At 70.2% G+C, this 22,142-nt stretch carries 21 protein-coding genes; 20 read left to right on the top strand and 1 reads right to left on the bottom strand.

The genetic code is table 11. The features are described from left to right. The first annotated feature begins 85 nt into the window (after positions 1 to 85). The 20 genes from ACZ7NC_RS15195 to ACZ7NC_RS15290 all read left to right on the top strand — a co-directional run bounded on the left by ACZ7NC_RS15195 (position 86) and on the right by ACZ7NC_RS15290 (position 21,291). The gene (locus ACZ7NC_RS15195; RefSeq protein ID WP_471488355.1) at positions 86 to 1,903 is read left to right on the top strand and encodes a DUF5941 domain-containing protein; all 1,818 of its coding nucleotides are present in this window, start codon (positions 86 to 88) and stop codon (positions 1,901 to 1,903) included. Beyond that, on the top strand, positions 1,900 to 2,652 hold the full coding sequence (locus ACZ7NC_RS15200; protein ID WP_471488357.1) for a phosphocholine cytidylyltransferase family protein: 753 nt from the start codon (positions 1,900 to 1,902) through the stop codon (positions 2,650 to 2,652). Before ACZ7NC_RS15195 ends, ACZ7NC_RS15200 begins: the two co-directional genes overlap by 4 nt. Next, complete coding sequence (locus tag ACZ7NC_RS15205) at positions 2,640 to 3,701, top strand: iron-containing alcohol dehydrogenase family protein (RefSeq protein ID WP_471488359.1); 1,062 nt, start codon at positions 2,640 to 2,642, stop codon at positions 3,699 to 3,701. Before ACZ7NC_RS15200 ends, ACZ7NC_RS15205 begins: the two co-directional genes overlap by 13 nt. After that, positions 3,679 to 4,458: a CDP-alcohol phosphatidyltransferase family protein gene (locus ACZ7NC_RS15210; protein ID WP_471488361.1), complete on the top strand. Its 780-nt coding sequence runs from the start codon at positions 3,679 to 3,681 to the stop codon at positions 4,456 to 4,458. Before ACZ7NC_RS15205 ends, ACZ7NC_RS15210 begins: the two co-directional genes overlap by 23 nt. A gap of 32 nt (positions 4,459 to 4,490) precedes the next feature. Then, the gene (locus ACZ7NC_RS15215; protein WP_471488660.1) at positions 4,491 to 5,336 is read left to right on the top strand and encodes a glycosyltransferase family 2 protein; all 846 of its coding nucleotides are present in this window, start codon (positions 4,491 to 4,493) and stop codon (positions 5,334 to 5,336) included. A gap of 96 nt (positions 5,337 to 5,432) precedes the next feature. Next, positions 5,433 to 6,362, top strand: a complete 930-nt coding sequence (locus ACZ7NC_RS15220; protein ID WP_471488363.1) for an ABC transporter permease — start codon at positions 5,433 to 5,435, stop codon at positions 6,360 to 6,362. Further along, complete coding sequence (locus tag ACZ7NC_RS15225) at positions 6,355 to 7,143, top strand: ABC transporter ATP-binding protein (RefSeq protein ID WP_471488365.1); 789 nt, start codon at positions 6,355 to 6,357, stop codon at positions 7,141 to 7,143. The genes ACZ7NC_RS15220 and ACZ7NC_RS15225 overlap by 8 nt, the downstream gene beginning before the upstream one ends. A 390-nt stretch (positions 7,144 to 7,533) precedes the next feature. Then, entirely contained in the window at positions 7,534 to 8,433 is a 900-nt protein-coding gene (hpnC, locus tag ACZ7NC_RS15230) for a squalene synthase HpnC (RefSeq protein WP_471488367.1), read from the top strand. Beyond that, on the top strand, positions 8,430 to 9,380 hold the full coding sequence (gene hpnD, locus ACZ7NC_RS15235) for a presqualene diphosphate synthase HpnD (RefSeq protein WP_471488369.1): 951 nt from the start codon (positions 8,430 to 8,432) through the stop codon (positions 9,378 to 9,380). The genes hpnC and hpnD overlap by 4 nt, the downstream gene beginning before the upstream one ends. Beyond that, complete coding sequence (locus ACZ7NC_RS15240; RefSeq protein WP_471488371.1) at positions 9,380 to 9,523, top strand: DUF6380 family protein; 144 nt, start codon at positions 9,380 to 9,382, stop codon at positions 9,521 to 9,523. The genes hpnD and ACZ7NC_RS15240 overlap by 1 nt, the downstream gene beginning before the upstream one ends. Next, positions 9,520 to 10,947: a hydroxysqualene dehydroxylase HpnE gene (hpnE, locus tag ACZ7NC_RS15245; protein WP_471488372.1), complete on the top strand. Its 1,428-nt coding sequence runs from the start codon at positions 9,520 to 9,522 to the stop codon at positions 10,945 to 10,947. The genes ACZ7NC_RS15240 and hpnE overlap by 4 nt, the downstream gene beginning before the upstream one ends. Further along, positions 10,947 to 12,083, top strand: coding sequence for a polyprenyl synthetase family protein (locus ACZ7NC_RS15250; RefSeq protein ID WP_471488374.1), 1,137 nt, complete (start codon positions 10,947 to 10,949; stop codon positions 12,081 to 12,083). Before hpnE ends, ACZ7NC_RS15250 begins: the two co-directional genes overlap by 1 nt. Before the next feature lie 143 nt (positions 12,084 to 12,226). Beyond that, entirely contained in the window at positions 12,227 to 14,233 is a 2,007-nt protein-coding gene (gene shc / locus ACZ7NC_RS15255) for a squalene--hopene cyclase (RefSeq protein ID WP_471488376.1), read from the top strand. Continuing rightward, positions 14,233 to 14,874, top strand: coding sequence for a phosphorylase family protein (locus ACZ7NC_RS15260; RefSeq protein ID WP_471488378.1), 642 nt, complete (start codon positions 14,233 to 14,235; stop codon positions 14,872 to 14,874). Before shc ends, ACZ7NC_RS15260 begins: the two co-directional genes overlap by 1 nt. A 5-nt stretch (positions 14,875 to 14,879) precedes the next feature. Continuing rightward, positions 14,880 to 15,902, top strand: coding sequence for an adenosyl-hopene transferase HpnH (gene hpnH / locus ACZ7NC_RS15265; RefSeq protein ID WP_471488380.1), 1,023 nt, complete (start codon positions 14,880 to 14,882; stop codon positions 15,900 to 15,902). Positions 15,903 to 15,906: 4 nt separating this feature from the next. Further along, positions 15,907 to 17,082, top strand: a complete 1,176-nt coding sequence (ispG, locus tag ACZ7NC_RS15270) for a flavodoxin-dependent (E)-4-hydroxy-3-methylbut-2-enyl-diphosphate synthase (protein WP_471488382.1) — start codon at positions 15,907 to 15,909, stop codon at positions 17,080 to 17,082. 31 nt (positions 17,083 to 17,113) lie between these two features. Further along, positions 17,114 to 19,057, top strand: coding sequence for a 1-deoxy-D-xylulose-5-phosphate synthase (dxs, locus tag ACZ7NC_RS15275; protein ID WP_471488383.1), 1,944 nt, complete (start codon positions 17,114 to 17,116; stop codon positions 19,055 to 19,057). After that, positions 19,054 to 20,439 carry an aspartate aminotransferase family protein gene (locus tag ACZ7NC_RS15280; RefSeq protein ID WP_471488385.1) on the top strand — a complete coding sequence of 462 codons (1,386 nt, stop codon included), beginning with the start codon at positions 19,054 to 19,056 and terminating at the stop codon, positions 20,437 to 20,439. Before dxs ends, ACZ7NC_RS15280 begins: the two co-directional genes overlap by 4 nt. Before the next feature lie 88 nt (positions 20,440 to 20,527). Further along, the gene (locus tag ACZ7NC_RS15285; RefSeq protein ID WP_471488387.1) at positions 20,528 to 21,172 is read left to right on the top strand and encodes a helix-turn-helix domain-containing protein; all 645 of its coding nucleotides are present in this window, start codon (positions 20,528 to 20,530) and stop codon (positions 21,170 to 21,172) included. After that, on the top strand, positions 21,169 to 21,291 hold the full coding sequence (locus tag ACZ7NC_RS15290) for a DUF6126 family protein (protein WP_471488388.1): 123 nt from the start codon (positions 21,169 to 21,171) through the stop codon (positions 21,289 to 21,291). Before ACZ7NC_RS15285 ends, ACZ7NC_RS15290 begins: the two co-directional genes overlap by 4 nt. Before the next feature lie 38 nt (positions 21,292 to 21,329). Here the strand turns inward: ACZ7NC_RS15290 and ACZ7NC_RS15295 are convergent, their stop codons facing one another. After that, positions 21,330 to 22,127, bottom strand: a complete 798-nt coding sequence (locus ACZ7NC_RS15295; protein WP_471488390.1) for a tyrosine-protein phosphatase — start codon at positions 22,125 to 22,127, stop codon at positions 21,330 to 21,332. Positions 22,128 to 22,142 lie beyond the last annotated feature (15 nt).

Raw genomic sequence — 22,142 nt, forward strand, 5'->3', positions numbered from 1 at the left:
CTTGACGACAGGGGCCCCGGCACGGGGCGCCCCGACCATGTACACGACCGGCGCGGGCGCGCCGGTACCCAGGGAGTGAGTTCGGTTGCCGACCGCCATCCTCACCGGTCAGCCGGTCCCCGGATCGTCGATCGAGGGCGATCTGCGATCCCTCGGCTACGACGTGCGGTCCGCCGACGACCCGGCCGACGCCGAGACGCTCCTCGCCCAGGTGCCCGGCGACCAGCGGGTCGCCGTGGTCGACGCCCGCTTCGTCGGCCACCCGCACGCGCTGCGCCTCGGCCTGACCGACCCCCGCTTCCCGCTGGCCGCGATCCCGGGCGCCGTGACCGCCCAGCCGGCCGGCCGCCAGGCCCTGACCCGTGCGATGGCCCGCGAGACCTCCGCGGGCGGCGGTTCCGCGGTGGCCGTGGACAGCCTCGCCGACCGTATCGTCACCGCCCTCGACGACGACGGCACCGACGTGCACCGCCCCGAACTCGGCAGCCTGGTCGCCGCCGTACCGGCCGACCCGCAGGCCCGCAACGAGGCGCGGCAGGCGGTCGCGGCCGTCGATGACGAGGCCATACGCCTGAAGTCGGCGGTCAAGTCCCGCGACGGCTTCTTCACGACCTTCTTCATCAGCCCGTACTCCCGCTACATCGCCCGCTGGTGCGCCCGCCGGGGCCTGACCCCCAACCAGGTCACCACCGCCTCCCTGCTCACCGCGCTCATCGCGGCGGGCTGCGCGGCCACCGGCACCCGAGGCGGCTTCATAGCGGCCGGCCTGCTGCTGATCTTCTCGTTCGTCCTGGACTGCACCGACGGCCAGCTCGCCCGCTACTCGCTCCAGTACTCCACGCTCGGCGCCTGGCTCGACGCCACCTTCGACCGGGCCAAGGAGTACGCCTACTACGCCGGCCTCGCCCTCGGCGCGGCCCGTGGCGGCGACGACGTCTGGGCGCTCGCCCTCGGCGCGATGGTTCTGCAGACCTGCCGGCACGTGGTCGACTTCTCCTTCAACGAGGCCAATCACGACGCCACCGCCAACACCAGCCCCACGGCCGCCCTCTCCGACAAGCTCGACAGCGTCGGCTGGACGGTGTGGGTGCGCCGGATGATCGTCCTGCCGATCGGCGAACGCTGGGCGATGATCGCGATCCTCACGGCGGCCACCACTCCTCGTATCACCTTCTACGCGCTGCTCATCGGCTGCGCCTTCGCCGCCACCTACACCACGGCAGGCCGTGTGCTGCGCTCGCTGACCCGCAGGGCCCGCCGCACCGACCGCGCCGCCGAGGCCCTGGCCGACCTCGCGGACTCCGGGCCGCTCGCGCAGGGCTTCGCGGAGGCGTTCAAGAACCCCGCTCGGCGGCTGCCCGGCTTCGCCGTCCCCGCCGTGGCCCTGCTCGGCGGCCTCGCGGTCGTCGGCACGGCCGCGCTCACCGACTTCGGCGGACCGTGGCCGGTCGTCGCCGCGCTGGTGTACGCCGTGACCTCGGGTCTCGCCGTCGCCCGGCCCCTCAAGGGCGCCCTCGACTGGCTGGTTCCGCCGTTCTTCCGGGCGGCCGAATACGGCACCGTCCTCGCCCTCGCGGTTAAAGCTGAGGTAAACGGAGCCCTTCCTGCGGCTTTCGGCCTGGTGGCCGCTGTCGCCTACCATCACTACGACACGGTGTACCGCATCCGCGGCGACGCCGGGGCGCCGCCGGCCTGGCTGGTTCGCGTCATCGGGGGGCATGAGGGACGGACGCTGCTCGTCACCGTCCTGGCCGCCGCGCTCGCCGTCTCGCAGTTCAAGGTCGCTCTCACGGCACTCGCCGTGACCGTCGCCCTCGTGGTGCTCGTCGAGAGCATCCGCTTCTGGGTGGCCGCTCATTTGGGCGGCGCACCCGCCGTACACGATGAAGGAGAACCCGCATGATCGGCCTCGTGCTGGCGGCCGGCGCCGGACGGCGTCTGCGCCCCTACACCGACAGCCTTCCCAAGGCTCTGGTGCCGGTGGGGCCCGCGGGCATAGAGGGCGAGCCCACGGTCCTGGACCTGACCCTCGGCAACTTCGCCGAGATCGGTCTGACCGAGGTCGCGGTCATCGTCGGCTACCGCAAGGAGGCCGTGTACGCGCGCAAGGAAGCCCTGGAGGCGAAGTACGGCCTCAAGCTCACCCTCATCGACAACGACAAGGCCGAGGAGTGGAACAACGCCTACTCCCTGTGGTGCGGGCGTGACGCCCTCAAGGACGGTGTGATCCTCGCCAACGGCGACACCGTCCACCCGGTCTCCGTCGAGAAGACGCTGCTCGCCGCCCGCGGCGAGGGCCGTCGCATCATCCTTGCCCTGGACACGGTCAAGGACCTGGCCGACGAGGAGATGAAGGTCGTCGTCGACCCCGCGAAGGGCATGACGAAGATCACCAAGCTGATGGACCCCGCCGAGGCCACCGGCGAGTACATCGGCGTGACCCTCATCGAGGGCGACGCCGCCCCCGAGCTGGCCGACGCCCTCAAGGCGGTGTGGGAGACCGACCCGCAGCAGTTCTACGAGCACGGCTACCAGGAACTCGTGAACCGCGGCTTCCGCATCGACGTGGCGCCGATCGGTGACGTCAAGTGGGTGGAGATCGACAACCACGACGATCTCGCCCGCGGACGGGAGATCGCATGCCAGTACTGACCCGGCTGATTCCCTCGCCGGTCGTCGTCGACATCCGCCCGGGTGCCCTCGACGACCTGGCCGGTGTCCTCGCCGACGAGCGCATCTCGCACTCCGGCAAGCTCGCCGTCGCCGTCAGCAACGGTTCCGGCTCCAAGCTCAGGGAGCGGCTCGCTCCCGCGCTGCCCGGCGCCACCTGGTACGAGGTCGGCGGCGGCACCCTCGACGACGCGGTCCGGCTGGCCGGTGCCATAAGGGCCGGCCACTACGACGCCGTCGTCGGGCTCGGCGGCGGCAAGATCATCGACTGCGCCAAGTTCGCCGCGGCGCGCGTCGGCCTGCCCCTGGTCGCCGTACCGACGAACCTCGCGCACGACGGCCTGTGCTCGCCGGTCGCCACCCTCGACAACGACGCCGGGCGCGGCTCCTACGGTGTGCCGAACCCGATCGCGGTCGTGATCGACCTGGACGTGATCCACGAGGCCCCGGCCCGCTTCGTCCGTGCCGGCATCGGCGACGCCATCTCCAACATCTCCGCGATCGCGGACTGGGAGCTGGCGAACCGCGTCAAGGGGGAGAAGATCGACGGCCTCGCCGCCGCGATCGCCCGGCAGGCGGGTGAGGCGGTCCTGCGGCACCCCGGCGGTATAGGGGACACCGACTTCCTGCAGGTGCTGGCCGAGGCGCTGGTGCTCAGCGGTATCGCCATGTCGGTGTCGGGCGACTCCCGCCCCTGCTCCGGCGCGTGCCATGAGATCAACCACGCCTTCGACCTGCTGTACCCGAGGCGCGCCGCCGCCCATGGCGAGCAGTGCGGACTGGGTGCGGCCTTTGCGATGTACCTGCGCGGAGCCCACGAGGAGTCGGCCTACATGGCCGAGGTGCTGCGTCGGCACGGGCTGCCGGTACTGCCGGAGGAGATCGGCTTCACGGACGACGAGTTCGTCCGCGCCGTCGAGTTCGCTCCGCAGACCCGGCCCGGCCGCTACACGATCCTCGAACACCTCGACCTGACAACCGACCAGATCAAGGACATCTACGCCGACTATGTCAAGGCCATCGGTAGCTGAACTCCGCCCCGTCGTTCACCCCGCGGGGGTGAAGGACCGGCGCAGCGGTGAGCACTGGATGGGACGCCTCTACATGCGTGAGGTGTCCCTGCGGGTCGACCGCTACCTGGTGAACACCAGGGTCACGCCCAACCAGCTCACGTACCTGATGACCGTCTGTGGTGTCCTCGCGGCCCCGGCACTTCTGGTGCCGGGGATCTGGGGGGCGGTGCTCGGCGTGGTCATGGTCCAGCTCTACCTGCTGCTGGACTGCGTCGACGGCGAGATCGCGCGCTGGAAGAAGCAGTACTCGCTGAACGGCGTCTACCTGGACCGCGTCGGCGCCTACCTCACCGACGCCGCCGTGCTCGTCGGCTTCGGCCTGCGCGCGGCCGACCTGTGGGGCAGTGGCCGTATCGACTGGCTGTGGGCCTTCCTCGGCACGCTGGCCGCGCTCGGCGCGATCCTGATCAAGGCCGAGACCGACCTCGTCGGCGTCGCCCGGCACCAGGCCGGCAAGCCGCCGGTCAAGGAGGCCGCCGCCGAGATGCGCTCCTCCGGCATGGCGCTGGCCCGCCGTGCCGCGGCCGCGCTCAAGTTCCACCGGCTTGTCCTCGGCATCGAGGCGTCCCTGCTGATCCTGGTCCTGGCGATCGCCGACCAAGTCCGCGGTGACCTGTTCTTCTCCCGGCTCGGCGTCGCGGTGCTCGCCGGCATCGCGCTGCTGCAGACCCTGCTGCACCTCGTGTCCATCCTCGCCTCGAGCAGGCTGAAGTGAACGGCCTGAAGGTCGGCGCGGTCGTCATCACCATGGGCAACCGTCCCGACGAGCTCCGCTCCCTCCTCGACTCGGTCGCCAAGCAGGACGGCGACCCGGTCGAGGTCGTCGTCGTCGGCAACGGCTCCCCGGTCCCCGAGGTCCCGGAAGGCGTGCGCACCGTCGAGCTGCCCGAGAACCTCGGCATCCCCGGCGGCCGCAACGCCGGCATCGAGGCCTTCGGCCCCAGCGGCCGGGACGTCGACATACTGCTCTTCCTCGACGACGACGGCCTCCTCGCCCTCCACGACACCGCCGAGCTGTGCCGCAACGCCTTCGCGACCGACCCAAGGCTCGGCATCGTCAGCTTCCGCGTCGCCGACCCGGACACGGGCGTCACCCAGCGCCGCCATGTGCCCCGGCTGCGGGCCTCCGACCCGATGCGCTCCTCCCGGGTCACCACCTTCCTCGGCGGCGCCAACGCCGTACGCACCAAGGTCTTCGCCGAAGTCGGCGGGCTGCCGGACGAATTCTTCTACGCACATGAGGAAACCGATCTGGCATGGCGGGCCCTCGACGCGGGCTGGATGATCGACTACCGGTCCGACATGGTGCTGTTCCACCCGACGACCGCGCCCTCGCGGCACGCGGTCTACCACCGCATGGTCGCCCGCAATCGCGTCTGGCTCGCCCGCCGCAACCTCCCCGCCCCCCTCGTCCCGGTCTATCTGGGCGTGTGGATGCTGCTCACCCTCGCCCGGCGCCCCTCCCGCCCCGCCCTGAGAGCATGGTTCGGTGGATTCAGGGAAGGGTGGACCACTCCGTGCGGTCCCCGCAGGCCCATGAAGTGGCGTACGGTGTGGCGGCTGACTCGACTGGGCCGACCTCCTGTCATCTGACAGGCTCGACCCTGAGAGCGACCAGGCCGTACCCCGGCCTCAGGCTCATGCCATGCCCGCACAGGCTGCGCATCTCGAAGACGAAAGTTTCAACCGGTGAGTGAGACAACGCACGACGGCTCCGTCGCGGTGAGCGCGCCGCCGTCGCCCGACGAGGGACTCACGGCGGCCCAGCTGGCCGCCAAGTACGGGCTGTCCGTGAGCGGCGCCCGGCCCTCGCTGTCCGAGTACGTCCGCCAGCTGTGGGACCGGCGGCACTTCATCCTCGCGTTCTCGCGGGCGAAGCTGACCGCCCAGTACAGCCAGGCGAAGCTCGGCCAGCTCTGGCAGGTGGCCACCCCGCTGCTGAACGCGGCCGTGTACTTCTTCATCTTCGGCCTGATCCTCGAGGCCGACCGGGGCATGCCCCGCGAGGTGTACATCCCGTTCCTGGTCACGGGCGTCTTCGTGTTCACCTTCACCCAGAGCTCGGTGATGGCGGGCGTACGCGCGATCTCCGGCAACCTCGGCCTGGTGCGGGCCCTGCACTTCCCGCGCGCCTCGCTGCCCATCTCCTTCGCGCTCCAGCAGCTCCAGCAGCTGCTGTTCTCGATGATCGTGCTGTTCGCCGTGGCGATCGGCTTCGGCAGCTATCCGAAGCTGAGCTGGGTGCTGATCCTGCCGGTGCTGGTCCTGCAGTTCCTGTTCAACACCGGACTCGCCCTGATCATGGCCCGCGCCGGCGCCAAGACCCCGGACCTGGCACAGCTCATGCCGTTCGTGATGCGTACGTGGATGTACGCGTCCGGCGTGATGTTCTCCATCCCGGTCATGCTGGCCAACAAGCCGCAGTGGATCGCCACCGTCCTGCAGTGGAACCCGGCCGCGGTCTACATGGACCTGATGCGCTTCGCCCTCATCGACGGCTACGGCTCCTCGAACCTGCCCGACCACGTCTGGGCGGCCGCGGTCGGCTGGGCCGTGCTGTTCGCGGTCGGTGGCTTCGTGTACTTCTGGAAGGCGGAGGAGAGGTACGGCCGTGGCTGAGCAGAACACCGACGCACAGATCCCCACCGTCATCGCGGACGAGCTGCACATCGTCTACCGCGTCAACGGCGCCAAGTCCGGCAAGGGCAGCGCCACCGCCGCCCTCAGCCGCATCCTCAAGCGCGGCTCCGACGACGCGGCGCGCGGCGTACGCAAGGTGCACGCCGTCCGCGGTGTCTCCTTCGTCGCCTACCGCGGCGAGGCCATCGGCCTGATCGGCTCCAACGGCTCCGGCAAGTCCACCCTGCTGCGCGCCATCGCCGGCCTCCTCCCGCCGGAGAGGGGCAAGGTCTACACCGACGGCCAGCCCTCGCTGCTCGGCGTGAACGCGGCTCTGATGAACGACCTCACCGGCGAGCGCAACGTCATATTGGGCGGGCTCGCCATGGGCATGTCCCGCGAGCAGATCAAGGAGCGCTACGAGGGGATCGTCGACTTCTCCGGCATCAACGAGAAGGGCGACTTCATCACGCTCCCAATGCGCACCTACTCGTCCGGCATGGCGGCCCGGCTGCGCTTCTCCATCGCGGCGGCCAAGGACCACGACGTCCTCATGATCGACGAGGCGCTGGCCACCGGCGACCGCAAGTTCCAGAAGCGCTCCGAGGACCGCATCCGCGAGCTGCGCAAGGAAGCCGGCACCGTGTTCCTCGTCAGCCACAACAACAAGTCGATCCGGGACACCTGCAACCGCGTGCTGTGGCTGGAACGCGGCGAGCTGCGCATGGACGGACCGACGGACGAGGTCCTCAAGGAGTACGAGAAGTTCACGGGCAAGTAGTCCACCCTGGCATGGGCCAAGCGGCCCAGAGCCTTTCCCGGAGCCCCGCCGGAACTGCCCCGGCGGGGCCCGCGTCTGCAAAGGAAACGTCAACTCCGGCTGGCACTAGGAATCTTGACGCCAATCGGTGTGTTGTTGTGATGTGCAGGACACCCACACGGGCCACGCCGCGTTGTACAACGTAAGCTGTACCGGTACCGAAACGCGGCAAGTGGGGCGATAAGGCCCGACACCCCTCTCTCCGGGCTGCGGCGCGGACGGCCGGGCGGCGTGTCCGAAATAGTGTGCATTGGGTCGGCGGTGTAGAACGGGAGATGTGACGGCAATGGCTACGGAAACTCCCCAGCTCAACGCATCCGCCTGCGCCGTCCCCGCCCCGGGCAGTCCACGGTGACGGCACCCGGCACGCAGGCGGACGATCCGGAGCGCGGCACGCTCGACAAGGCGGCCGCGGAGAACTTCCCCGTGGCCCCGTTCTTCCTGCCCAGGGCCTGGCGTGCCGACCTCATGGCCGTCTACGGCTTCGCCCGCCTCATCGACGACATCGGTGACGGTGACCTCGCCCCCGGTGGCGCCGACGCCCGCCTGCTCGGCGTGTCGGACGAGGAGGCCGATGACCGGCTGGTCCTGCTCGACGCCTTCGAGGCCGATCTGCGCCGCGTCTTCGACGGCACCCCGCGCCATCCCCTGCTGCGCCGCCTGCAGCAGACGGTCCGCCGCCGCTCGCTGACCCCCGAGCCCTTCCTCCGCCTGATCGCCGCCAACCGCCAGGACCAGCTCGTGGCGCGCTACGAGACCTACGACGATCTCCTTGCCTACTGCGAACTGTCCGCCAACCCCGTCGGCCGGCTCGTCCTCGCCGTCACCGGCACCGGGACGCCCGAGCGGATCCGCCGCTCCGACGCGGTGTGCACCGCGCTCCAGATCGTCGAGCACCTCCAGGACGTCGCCGAGGACGTCGGCCGTGACCGGATCTATCTGCCCGCGGCGGACATGAAGCGTTTTCACGTCCAGGAAACCGATCTGACGGTAGGAACAGCGGGCGCATCGGTGCGCGCACTGGTTGCATACGAAGCCGAACGTGCCCGGAACCTCCTGAATGAAGGCACCCCCCTGGTGGGTAGCGTCCACGGCAGGCTCAAGCTACTGCTCGCGGGTTTCGTGGCGGGGGGAAGGGCGGCGATCCGTGCGATCGCCGCCGCCGAATACGACGTACTTCCCGGCCCGCCCAAGGCCAGCAAGCTCCAGCTGCTGCGTGAGGTGGGCGTGACTCTGCGAGGAGAGGGGTGATCCGGACCGTGGAGTCTGCACCACAACACGCGTCCGCACCGGTACTCGCCGCCTACAGCTACTGCGAGGCCGTCACCGGACAGCAGGCCCGTAACTTCGCCTACGGCATCAGGCTGCTACCCACGCCCAAGCGCCGCGCCATGTCCGCGCTGTACGCGTTCTCGCGCCGCGTCGACGACATCGGCGACGGCGCTCTGACGGCCGACGTCAAGGTCGCCCGACTCGAGGACACCCGTCAGCTGCTGACCCGGATCCGTGACCGGGGCGTCGACGAGGACGACGTCGATCCCGTGGCCGTTGCCCTCGCCCACGCGGCCGACGCCTTCCCGATCCCGCTCGGCGGACTGGACGAGCTGATCGACGGTGTCCTGATGGACGTACGCGGCGAGACGTATGAGACCTGGGACGACCTGAAGGTCTACTGCCGCTGTGTGGCGGGCGCCATCGGGCGGCTCTCGCTCGGTGTGTTCGGTACGGAACAGGGGGCGCGCGGCGCCGAGCGCGCTTCCGAGTACGCCGACACGCTCGGACTCGCACTGCAACTCACCAACATCCTGCGGGACGTCCGCGAGGACGCCGAAGGCGGGCGCACCTATCTGCCCTCCGACGACCTCGCCAAATTCGGCTGCTCGGCCGGCTTCAGTGGGCCGACCCCACCGGAGGGCTCCGACTTCGCGGGCCTCGTGCACTTCGAAGTGCGTCGGGCCCGCGCCCTTTTCGCCGAGGGCTACCGGCTGCTCCCCATGCTCGACCGGCGCAGCGGCGCCTGCGTCGCCGCCATGGCCGGCATCTACCGCCGTCTCCTGGATCGCATCGAGCGCGACCCGGAGGCGGTGCTGCGCGGCCGGGTCTCGCTGCCCGGCCGCGAGAAGGCCTATGTCGCTGTGCGGGGCCTGTCGGGTCTAGACACCCGGCATGTGACCCGAACCGTCAGGAGGCGCGCCTGATGGACATTTCGGCCCAAGGTGATGCCATCGGGGAAAAGCGGCGGGCAACCCTCCGCCGCCGATCGGCGTCCCTGACTGAGACGACCGGCCGTGCACCGTTCAAGCAACGGCACGGCGGCCGTGCAGGGGAGGGTGCACGATGACCGACGGCACGCGGCCCGAGGGGTCGCTCGCGGACATCCCGAAACGCGCCGGGAGGGACGCCGTCGTGATCGGCGGCGGGCTCGCCGGGATCACCGCCGCGCTCGCGCTCGCCGACGCCGGAGTGCGCGTCACCCTGATCGAGGGCAGACCGAGGCTCGGTGGCCTGGCCTTCTCCTTCCAGCGCGGCGATCTGACCGTCGACAACGGACAGCATGTGTACCTGCGCTGCTGCACCGCCTACCGCTGGTTCCTCGACCGGATCGAGGCAGCGGCGCTGGCGCCGCTGCAGGATCGTCTCGACGTGCCCGTACTCGACGTCGCTCGCCCCGAGGGCCGTCGGCTCGGCAGGCTGCGGCGCGACGCGCTGCCCGTACCCCTGCACCTGGGCCGGAGCCTGGCGACCTATCCGCATCTGTCACTCGCCGAGCGTGCCAACGTCGGGCGTGCCGCGCTCGCGCTCAAGGGGCTCGACCTCGCCGATCCGACCCTGGACACCCAGGACTTCGGCAGCTGGCTGACCGCGCACGGTCAGTCGGCGCGTGCCGTCGAGGCCCTGTGGGACCTGGTCGGGGTCGCCACTCTCAACGCGGTCGCGGGCGACGCCTCGCTGGGGCTCGCCGCGATGGTGTTCAAGACCGGTCTGCTGTCCGACCCGGGCGCGGCCGACATCGGATGGGCGCGCGTCCCGCTGGGCGAACTGCATGACCGGCTGGCCCGCAAGGCGCTCGACACCGCGGGCGTCCGTACCGAGATCCGTACACGCGTCACCTCCATCTCTACTGACGAGAACGGCCGTTGGAGGGTTCAGGTTCCCGGCGAGACGTTCCAGGCCGACGCGGTCGTGCTCGCGGTCGCCCAGCGCGAGGCGTACGACCTGCTGCCCCAGGGTGCCCTCGACGCCCCGGAACAGCTCCTTGAGATCGGTACCGCGCCGATCCTCAACGTCCATGTCGTCTACGACCGCAAGGTGCTGAGCAGGCCGTTCTTCACGGCCCTCGGTACCCCGGTGCAGTGGGTGTTCGACCGTACCGAGGCCTCCGGGCTCCGGGACGGCCAGTACCTCGCCCTGTCTCAGTCGGCCGCGCAGGACGAGATCGACGAACCGGTCGCCGCTCTGCGCGAGCGGTATCTGCCCGAGCTGGAGCGGCTGTTGCCGCGGGCGCGCCGCGCGGAAGTGAAGGACTTCTTCGTGACCCGGGAGCGCACGGCGACGTTCGCTCCCACCCCCGGCGTCGGGCGGCTGCGGCCCGGCGCCCGTACCAAGGCACCCGGCCTCTACCTGGCCGGAGCGTGGACCGCCACAGGGTGGCCCGCGACCATGGAGAGTGCGGTCCGCAGTGGCGTGAGTGCGGCCGGCGCCGCGCTGAGCGCCCTGGGCCGGCCCCGCCCCAGCCACCTCTTCGACGTCGAGGAGGCGGCGTGATGCTGAACCAGCGCACGGCGGCAGGCCCCCGCACCCCCGGTACCGCAACAAGAGGAGAGACTGTGCCCACTGTGCCCCCGGCCGAGAAGGCCGCTCGAGCGACCGCGGTGGACGTGACCGCGCTCCTGGAGCGCGGTAGGACCCTGACCACACCGGTACTGCGGGCTGCGGTCGACCGTCTGGCCCCTCCCATGGACACCGTTTCCGCCTACCACTTCGGCTGGATCGACGCCGACGGCAACCCCACCGCCGGCGACGGCGGCAAGGCCGTACGCCCCGCCCTCGCGCTGCTCTCGGCCGAGGTCACCGGTGCCGCGCCCGAGGTCGGCATCCCCGGCGGCGTCGCCGTCGAGCTGGTCCACAACTTCTCACTGCTGCACGACGACCTGATGGACGGCGACGAGCAGCGCCGCCACCGCGACACGGTGTGGAAGGTGCACGGCCCGGCCCAGGCCATCCTCGTCGGCGACGCCCTGTTCGCCCTCGCCAACGAGGTCCTGCTGGAGCTCGGCACCGTCGAGGCGGGCCGCGCCACCCGCCGCCTCATCACCGCCACCCGCGCCCTCATCGACGGTCAGGCGCAGGACATCTCCTACGAGCACCGCGACCGCGTCGGCGTCGAGGAGTGCCTGGAGATGGAGGGCAACAAGACCGGCGCCCTGATCGCCTGCGCCAGCTCCATCGGCGCGGTGCTCGCCGGTGCCGACGACCACACCGCCGACACCCTGGAGAAGTACGGCTACCACCTGGGCCTCGCCTTCCAGGCCGTCGACGACCTGCTCGGCATCTGGGGCGACCCGGTCTCCACCGGCAAGCAGACCTGGAGCGACCTGCGCCAGCGCAAGAAGTCCCTGCCGGTCGTGGCCGCTCTCGCGGCGGGCGGCTCGGCCTCCGAGCGGCTCGGCGAGATCCTCGCCGCCGACGCCAAGAGCAGCGACTTCGAGAACTTCTCCGAGGAGGAGTTCGCCGCCCGCGCCGCCCTCATCGAGGAGGCCGGCGGCCGCGAGTGGACCGCCGAGGAAGCGCGCCGTCAGCACACCATCGCCGTCGAGGCCCTCGACGCCGTCGACATGCCCGAGCAGGTGCGGGAGAGGTTCACGGCGCTGGCCGACTTCGTCGTCGTACGAAAGAGATGATCACCACCGGGCGAAAAGAGATGATCACTATCGGTCGAATAGCCCTCGCGTAGTCGCCGGCCGGTGCCGCTGCAACCAGCGCACCGGCCGACGGCGGACCCACAGCAGACGCACTACCTGTAGCACTGCACGAAGGGGAAGCCATGACAGCGACGACCGACGGAAGCACCGGGGCGCTGCCGCCCCGGGCAGCCGCGGCCAGCGACACCGACACAGAGACCCCCGTGGCGGCCGGGGTGCACGAGGCCGCCGTGCGCGCGGTGCGGCGCGCCACCGACTTCCTGCTGGCGCAGCAGGACGCCCAGGGCTGGTGGAAGGGCGACCTCGAGACGAACGTCACCATGGACGCCGAGGACCTGCTGCTCCGTCAGTTCCTCGGGATCCGGGACGAGAAGACCACGCAGGCCGCCGCGCTCTTCATCCGCGGTGAGCAGCGTGCGGACGGCACCTGGGGCACCTTCTACGGCGCGCCGGGCGAACTCTCCGCCACCATCGAGGCGTACGTCGCCCTCCGCCTCGCCGGCGACGCGCCGGACGCCCCGCACATGGCCAAGGCCTCCGCCTGGATCCGGGAGCAGGGCGGCATCGCCGCCTCCCGGGTCTTCACCCGGATCTGGCTGGCCCTGTTCGGCTGGTGGAAGTGGGAGGACCTGCCCGAACTCCCGCCGGAGCTCATCTACTTCCCCAAGTGGTTCCCGCTCAACATCTACGACTTCGGCTGCTGGGCCCGGCAGACCATCGTCCCGCTGACGATCGTCTCCGCGAAGCGCCCGGTACGGCCCGCGCCCTTCCCGCTCGACGAACTGCACATCAACCCGCACAACCCCAACCCGCCCAAGCCCCTTGCCCCGGCGGCCAGTTGGGACGGTGCCTTCCAGCGGCTCGACAAGGCCCTGCACCAGCTGCGCAAGGTCGCACCGCGCAGGCTGCGCAGAGCCGCGATGAACAGCGCCGCCCGCTGGATCATCGAGCGGCAGGAGAACGACGGCTGCTGGGGCGGCATCCAGCCGCCGGCGGTGTACTCGATCATCGCGCTGCGGCTGCTGGGCTACGACCTCGAACACCCGGTGATGCGCGAGGGGTTGGCGTCGCTCGACCGCTTCGCCGTCTGGCGCGAGGACGGGGCCCGGATGATCGAGGCCTGCCAGTCGCCGGTCTGGGACACCTGCCTCGCGACCATCGCGCTCGTGGACGCGGGCGTCCCCGCCGATCACCCGCAACTCGTCAAGGCCGCCGACTGGATGCTGGGCGAGGAGATCGTCCGGCCCGGCGACTGGGCCGTCAAGCGGCCCCAACTGCCTCCGGGCGGCTGGGCGTTCGAGTTCCACAACGACAACTACCCCGACATCGACGACACCGCCGAAGTGGTCCTCGCGCTGCGCCGGGTCAGGCATCACGACCCGGAGCGGGTGGAGAAGGCGATCGGCCGGGGCGTGCGCTGGAACCTCGGGATGCAGTCGAGGAACGGGGCCTGGGGCGCCTTCGACGTCGACAACACCAGCCCCTTCCCCAACCGGCTGCCGTTCTGCGACTTCGGGGAGGTCATCGACCCGCCGTCGGCCGACGTCACCGCGCACGTCGTCGAGATGCTCGCGGTCGAGGGCCTCGCCCACGACCCGCGCACCCGACGCGGCATCCAGTGGCTGCTCGCCGAGCAGGAGCCCGACGGCTCGTGGTTCGGGCGCTGGGGCGTGAACTACGTCTACGGCACCGGGTCGGTCGTACCCGCCCTGGTGGCCGCCGGTATGCCGGGCTCGCACCCGGCGATCCGCCGCGCCGTGACCTGGCTGGAGTCCGTCCAGAACGACGACGGCGGCTGGGGCGAGGACCTGCGCTCCTACAAGTACGCCAAGGAATGGAGCGGCAAGGGCGCCTCCACCGCCTCGCAGACCGCGTGGGCGCTGATGGCGCTGCTCGCGGCCGGGGAGAAGGACTCCAAGGCCGTCGAACGCGGTGTCGAGTGGCTCGCGGCCACCCAGCTGGAGGACGGCTCCTGGGACGAGCCGTACTTCACCGGCACCGGGTTCCCCTGGGACTTCTCCATCAACTATCACCTCTACCGGCAGGTCTTCCCGCTGACCGCGCTCGGCCGGTACGTCCACGGTGAGCCCTTCGCCGAGAAGTCGCTCGCCGAGGCCAAGGGGAGCTGATGAGCCCACAGCCCGCCCCGGCCCCGCTGCTGATCGCCTGCGCGCTCGGCATCGAGCAGTTCGCCCTGCGCACGAGCGAGCGCGGCGGGGCGGGCGGGCCGGTCACCGTGCTCCGTACGGGCATGGGGCCGAAGGCCGCCGAGCGCTCGGTCACCCGGATCCTGGCCGACCCCGCCCTCAGCGGGGCCGCCGTGCTCGCCACCGGCTTCTGCGCGGGGCTCGCTCCCGGGATGCACCCCGGCGATCTGGTCGTCGCCGAGGAGACCCGGGATCCGGCGGGAACCGTTCCGTGCGTCGGCACCGACCTACTCGTCAAGGAACTCGCGCGGACCGTCCCCGGCCGCACCGTCCACACCGGGCCGCTCACCGGCTCCGATCATGTCGTCCGAGGCCAGGAACGGTCCGATCTGCTCGCGACCGGCGCAATCGCGGTCGACATGGAGTCCGCGGTCACGCTTCTGAGCGCCGTACGCACGGGCGAGCGCCCGGTTGCGGCCGTCCGGGTGGTCGTGGACGCTCCAGAACATGAACTCGTCCGGATCGGCACGTTGCGCGGTGGAATATCGGCTTTCCGTGTCCTTCGTTCCGTTCTACCCGCATTCTATGAATGGCACCGTTCTTTGTTGCTCCCCAGGAGGTGAGCCAGATGGCCATGCCGCTGCGTCAGTCCATCAAGGTCGCTACATACTTGGCCGAACAAAAGCTCCGCAGGCGGGACAAGTTTCCGCTGATCGTCGAGCTGGAACCGCTTTTCGCCTGCAACCTCAAGTGCGAGGGCTGCGGCAAGATCCAGCACCCGGCCGGAGTCCTCAAGCAGCGCATGCCGGTGGCCCAGGCCGTGGGAGCGGTGCTCGAATCCGGTGCGCCGATGGTGTCCATCGCCGGCGGTGAGCCCCTGATGCACCCGCAGATCGACGAGATCGTGCGGCAGCTGGTGGCCAAGCGGAAGTACGTCTTCCTGTGCACCAACGCCATGCTGCTGCGCAAGAAGATGGACAAGTTCAAGCCCTCGCCCTACTTCGCCTTCGCCGTGCACATCGACGGCCTGCGCGAGCGCCACGACGAGTCCGTGGCCAAGGAAGGAGTGTTCGACGAGGCGGTCGAGGCGATCAAGGAGGCCAAGCGGCGCGGCTTCCGGGTCACCACCAACTCGACCTTCTTCAACACCGACACCCCGCAGACCATCGTCGAGGTGCTCAACTTCCTCAACGACGACCTCAAGGTCGACGAGATGATGATCTCGCCCGCCTACGCCTATGAGAAGGCACCCGACCAGGAGCACTTCCTGGGCGTCGAGCAGACCCGCGAGCTGTTCAAGAAGGCCTTCGCGGGCGGCAACCGAAGGAAGTGGCGGCTCAACCACTCGCCGCTGTTCCTCGACTTCCTCGAGGGCAAGGTCGACTTCCCGTGCACCGCCTGGGCGATCCCGAACTACTCGCTGTTCGGCTGGCAGCGCCCCTGCTACCTGATGAGCGACGGCTACGTGCCCACGTACCGCGAACTCATCGAGGAGACCGACTGGGACAAGTACGGCCGCGGCAAGGACCCGCGCTGCGCCAACTGCATGGCGCACTGCGGCTACGAGCCCACCGCCGTCCTCGCCACCATGGGCTCGCTGAAGGAGTCGCTGCGCGCCATGCGCGAGACGGTCTCCGGAAACCGGGAGTGACACCATGACCGCCATCCCCTTGGGTGTCCCCGAGGTACCGGTCCGGCCGATCGCCGAGCGGCGTGTGTCGCGGCGGATCCAGGTCGGCCCGGTGGCGGTCGGGGGCGGTGCCCCGGTGTCGGTGCAGTCGATGACGACGACCCGTACGTCCGACATCGGCGCCACCTTGCAGCAGATCGCCGAACTCACGGCGTCCGGCTGCCAGATCGTGCGTGTGGCCTGTCCGACGCAGGACGACGCGGACGCGCTCGCCACGATCGCCCGTAAGTCCCAGATCCCGGTGATCGCGGACATCCACTTCCAGCCCAAGTACGTGTTCGCCGCGATCGAGGCCGGTTGTGCGGCCGTACGCGTCAATCCCGGCAACATCAAGCAGTTCGACGACAAGGTCAAGGAGATCGCGCGGGCCGCCAAGGACCACGGCACGCCGATCCGGATCGGCGTCAACGCCGGGTCGCTCGACAAACGGCTGCTGCAGAAGTACGGCAAGGCGACTCCGGAGGCGCTCGTGGAGAGCGCGCTGTGGGAGGCGTCGTTGTTCGAGGAGCACGACTTCCGGGACATCAAGATCTCGGTCAAGCACAACGACCCGGTCGTGATGATCGAGGCGTACAAGCAGCTCGCCGCGCAGTGCGACTACCCGCTGCACCTCGGGGTGACCGAGGCCGGTCCGGCCTTCCAGGGCACGATCAAGTCGGCCGTCGCCTTCGGCGCGCTGCTGTCGCGGGGCATCGGCGACACGATCCGGGTGTCCCTGAGCGCCCCGCCCGCCGAGGAGGTCAAGGTCGGCATCCAGATCCTGGAGTCGCTGAACCTCAGGCAGCGGCGGCTGGAGATCGTCTCCTGCCCGTCGTGCGGGCGTGCGCAGGTCGATGTCTACAAGCTGGCCGACGAGGTCACCGCCGGCCTGGAGGGCATGGAAGTGCCGTTGCGCGTAGCCGTCATGGGCTGTGTCGTCAACGGCCCCGGCGAGGCCCGCGAGGCCGACCTCGGGGTCGCCTCCGGCAACGGCAAGGGGCAGATCTTCGTCAAGGGCGAGGTCATCAAGACCGTCCCCGAGTCCAGGATCGTCGAGACCCTGATCGAAGAGGCGATGAAGATCGCCGAGCAGATGGAGCAGGACGGGGCCGCATCGGGCGCCCCCACCGTCACGGGGAAACCGGCAGTGACTGTGAGTTGAGGCAAGGCACGGACCGAGAGGGGGCCCGAGCGTGACGATTCTGGAGAGCATCCGGGGACCGCGCGACCTGAAGGCGCTGTCCGAGGCGGAACTCGGTGAACTGTCCGACGAGATCAGGGAGTTCCTGGTGCACGCGGTCGCCAGGACCGGCGGACACCTCGGGCCCAATCTGGGGGTGGTGGAACTCTCCATCGCGCTCCACCGGGTCTTCGAGTCACCGGTCGACCGCATCGTCTGGGACACCGGTCACCAGAGCTATGTGCACAAGATCCTGACCGGTCGTCAGGACTTCTCCAAGCTGCGCGGCAAGGGCGGCCTGTCCGGCTACCCCTCGCGCGAGGAGTCCGAGCACGACATCGTCGAGAACAGCCACGCCTCCACCGCGCTCGGCTGGGCCGACGGACTCGCCAAGGCCCGCCAGGTGCAGGGGGAGAAGGGGCATGTCGTCGCGGTGATCGGCGACGGGGCGCTGACCGGCGGAATGGCCTGGGAGGCGCTGAACAACATCGCGGCCGCCAAGGACCGGCCGCTGATCATCGTCGTCAACGACAACGAACGGTCGTACGCCCCGACCATCGGCGGCCTCGCCAGCCACCTGGCCACACTGCGCACCACGGACAGCTACGAGAGGGTCCTGGCCTGGGGCAAGGAGGTGCTGCAACGCACCCCCGTCGTCGGCAACACCGTGTACGAGGCGTTGCACGGCGCGAAGAAGGGCTTCAAGGACGCCTTCGCGCCGCAGGGGCTCTTCGAGGATCTGGGCCTGAAGTACGTCGGCCCGATCGACGGGCACGACGTCGGAGCCGTCGAGTCCGCGCTGCGGCGCGCCAAGCGCTTCCACGGGCCCGTGCTGATCCACTGCCTCACGGAGAAGGGACGCGGCTATGAACCCGCCCTCGCCCATGAGGAGGACCACTTCCACACCGTCGGCGTCATGGACCCGCTGACCTGCGAGCCGCTCGCGCCGTCCAACGGGCCTTCCTGGACCTCGGTGTTCGGCGACGAGATCGTGCGGATCGGCGAGGAGCGGGAGGACGTCGTGGCGATCACGGCGGCCATGCTGCACCCCGTCGGGCTAGGCAAGTTCGCGGAGCGGTTCCCGGACCGGGTGTGGGACGTCGGGATCGCCGAGCAGCACGCTGCCGTGTCGGCGGCGGGGCTCGCGACGGGCGGGCTGCATCCGGTGGTCGCCGTCTACGCCACGTTCCTGAACCGTGCCTTCGACCAGCTGCTGATGGACGTCGCGCTGCACCGCTGCGGAGTGACGTTCGTGCTGGACCGGGCCGGCGTCACGGGCGCCGACGGGCCCTCCCACAACGGCATGTGGGACATGTCGATCCTCCAGGTCGTCCCCGGCCTCAGGATCGCCGCCCCGCGTGACGCCGACCAGCTGCGGGCACAGCTGCGCGAGGCCGTGGCCTGCGACGACGCGCCGACGCTCGTACGGTTCCCGAAGGAGTCGGTCGGGCCGTCGATCCCGGCGGTCGACCGGGTGGGCGGGCTGGACGTGCTGCACCGCACCACGCAGGAAGCGGACGTCCTGCTGGTCGCCGTCGGCGTGATGGCGCCCGTGTGCCTCCAGGCCGCCGAACTGCTTGAGGCCCGCGGCATCACCTGCACGGTCGTCGACCCGCGCTGGGTCAAGCCCGTCGACCCCGCGCTCGCGCCCCTCGCCGCACAGCACCGAATGGTGGCCGTCGTCGAGGACAACAGCCGCTCGTCGGGGGTCGGCGCCGCCGTCTCCCTGGCCCTGTGCGACGCCGAGGTCGATGTGCCGGTGCGGCGGTTCGGCATCCCGGAGCAGTTCCTCGCGCACGCCAAGCGGGGCGAGGTGCTCGCCGACATCGGGCTCACGCCGGTGGAGGTCGCCGGACGTATCAGCGCCAGCCTGGCTCTCAAGGAGGCCGAGGACAGCCTGGCCGACGGCAGCCAGGACGGTCGTACCGTCGTGCCAGTCAAGGAGAAGGCTGAATGACCACGGAGTTCGACCTCGGCCGCCTCCTCGCCGAGCGGGGAGCCGAGCGTTACGAGCTGCACGGGACGTACCTGAACCACCAGCTTCCGCGCATGCTGCACACCATCGGCTTCGACAAGGTCTACGAGCGGGCCGAGGGCGCGTACTTCTGGGACGCGGACGGCGACGACTACCTGGACATGCTCGCCGGGTTCGGGGTGATGGGGCTGGGCCGCCACCACCCTGTCGTCCGCAAGGCGCTGCACGACGTCCTCGACGCCCAGCTCGCCGACCTCACCCGCTTCGACTGCCAGCCGCTGCCCGGGCTGCTGGCGGAGAAACTGCTGGGCCACAGCCCGCACCTGGACCGGGTGTTCTTCGGCAACAGTGGCACGGAGGCGGTGGAGACCGCGCTGAAGTTCGCGCGGTTCGTCACCGGCAGGCCGCGGATCCTGTACTGCGACCACGCCTTCCACGGACTGACCACCGGCTCCCTGTCCGTCAACGGCGAGTCCGGCTTCCGGGACGGCTTCGCCCCGCTGCTGCCGGACACGGCCGTACCGCTCGGCGATCTCGACGCCCTGGCACGGGAGTTGAAGAAGGGTGACGTCGCCGCCCTGATCGTCGAGCCGATCCAGGGCAAGGGCGTGCACGAGGCCCCGCCCGGCTGGCTTCGGGCCGCCCAGGAACTGCTGCACAAGCACAAGGCGCTGCTCATCGCCGACGAGGTGCAGACGGGGCTGGGCCGGACCGGCGACTTCTACGCCTACCAGCACGAGGACGGGGTCGAGCCCGACCTGGTGTGCGTGGCCAAGGCGCTCTCCGGCGGTTATGTGCCGGTGGGCGCCACGCTCGGCAAGGACTGGATCTTCAAGAAGGTCTACTCGTCCATGGACCGGGTGCTGGTCCACTCGGCGAGCTTCGGGTCCAACGCGCAGGCCATGGCGGCCGGACTCGCGGTCCTGTCCGTGATGGAGAACGAGCAGATCGTCGCGGGCGCGCGGGCGACCGGGGAACAGCTCAGGTCCCGGCTCGCGGCACTGATCGACAAGTACGAGCTGCTCGCCGACGTCCGCGGCCGGGGCCTGATGATCGGCATCGAGTTCGGCAGGCCCGACTCGCTGAAGCTGCGGAGCCGGTGGACCATGCTCCAGGCCGCGCGCAAGGGCCTGTTCGCGCAGATGGTCGTCGTACCGCTGCTGCGGCGGCACCGCATCCTCACCCAGGTCTCCGGCGATCATCTGGAGGTGATCAAGCTGATCCCGCCGCTGATCATCGGCGAGCGGGAGGTGGACCGCTTCGTCGACGCCTTCACGGATGTGATGGACGACGCGCACAGCGGTGGCGGGCTGATGTGGGACTTCGGCAAGACGCTGATCAAGCAGGCGGTTGCCAACCGGTGAGGCCCGAGTAGGCGGCCTCGCGCATTGGGCTTTTGCCTCTTAGGCAAGAAATTTGCCGGAGAGGCAAGTCTGCGGCTGAATGGAGAGCATGAGCTCTCCCGAGACCGAGCCGGAGCCCGGAGTCGCGGCGGATGCGCCGGGGCCGGTCGATGCCCTGCCCCTCGTCGCGCCCCAGCTCCGTGCGCTGCGCCGCCGCGCCTCCCTCACCCTGGAGGCCGCGGCCCGCGCCGCCGGGCTGTCGCCCGCGCACGTCTCCCGACTGGAGACCGGGCAGCGCCAGCCCTCACTGCCGATGCTGCTCGCGCTCGCACGCATCTACGGTACGACGGTCTCGGAGCTGCTCGGCGAGACGGTCGCCGACCGGGACGCCGTCGTGCGCGCCGGCGACATGGAACCGACCGCGGCCGGCGGCTGGATCTACCGGCAGGCGGGCTCGCCAGGGCGGGGGATGCAGGCGCTGCGCGTCCATGTGCCGTACGGCTCACAGGGCGACATCGTGCGGGTCCACCCCGGCGAGGAGTGGCTCTACGTCCTGGAGGGGCGGCTGCGGCTGCGCCTCGGGGACACCACGCACCAGCTCGCGCCCGGCGACAGCGCGCACTTCGACTCGCTCACCCCGCACCGGATCGCCGCCCGGGACCAGGGCGGGGTCGAGCTCCTGTTCGTACACACCCTGCTGCAGAGCCCCACGGCCACCCTGTGCCTGGGCCCCACCGCTGGAGAGACGCCATGAGCGACATGGAAGAGAAGTTCCCGCGCGCCCTTTGGGTGCGGCTCATCATCTACATCGCGGTGGGGCACCTGTTCGCGGCCTTCATCTACTTCCTGTTCGAGGCGGGCGGCGGGCAGTAGGCGCGGGCGCGTGGTGGCTGCCGGGATGGCGGCCGACGTCAGTCGAGCAGCCGCTCCCGCAGGCGCTCGCGGGTCTCCGGAGTGATCCGCAGGCCCTGTTCCAGGTAACTGTCGACGCCGCCCCACGTCTCCTCGATCGTCTCGAAGGCCGCCGTCAGATACTCGGCCCGCGCGTCGAACAGCGGGCTGAGCAGCTCCATCACCTCGGGTGAATAGATCGAGTCACCGCTGCCGTTGCGCTTCACCTTGTAGCGGCGGTGCTTGGCGTTGGACTCCAGGTAGTCGGCGACGATCGCCTCGCGCTCGACGCCGAGGGAGAGCAGTGTCACAGCGATGGACAGGCCCGCGCGGTCCTTGCCGGCCGCGCAGTGCATCAGGGCCGGGACACTGTCCTCGGCCAGCGCGTGCAGCACCTGGGAGTGCTCGGTGGTGCGCTCCTTGATGATCGAGCGGTAGGAGACGATCATCCGGTTCGCAGCCCTGCCGTCCGCCAGGATCTCCCGCAGCTGGTCGAGATCGCCGTCCCGGACCATCGTCCAGAACTCCGCGCCGTCCGCCGGGTCGGACAGCGGCAGGTTCACATTGCGCACGCCCGGCAGCTCGACGTCCGGTCCTTCGAGCTTCTGGTCGGCCGCGTTGCGGAAGTCGAAGATCGTGTGCAGCCCCAGGGAGCCGAGGAAGGCGGCGTCCTGCGTGGTCGCGTGCGCGAGGTGGCCGCTGCGGAACAGCACCCCGTGCCGCACCCGTCGTCCGTCCACTGTCGGCAGTCCACCCACGTCACGAAAATTGCGAACCCCGGCCAGTTCAGGCTCGGTCGACGGGATCTGCTGCGTCACGGGGGCTCCTCCCAG

The organism is Streptomyces sp. NPDC111802 (assembly GCF_055634335.1).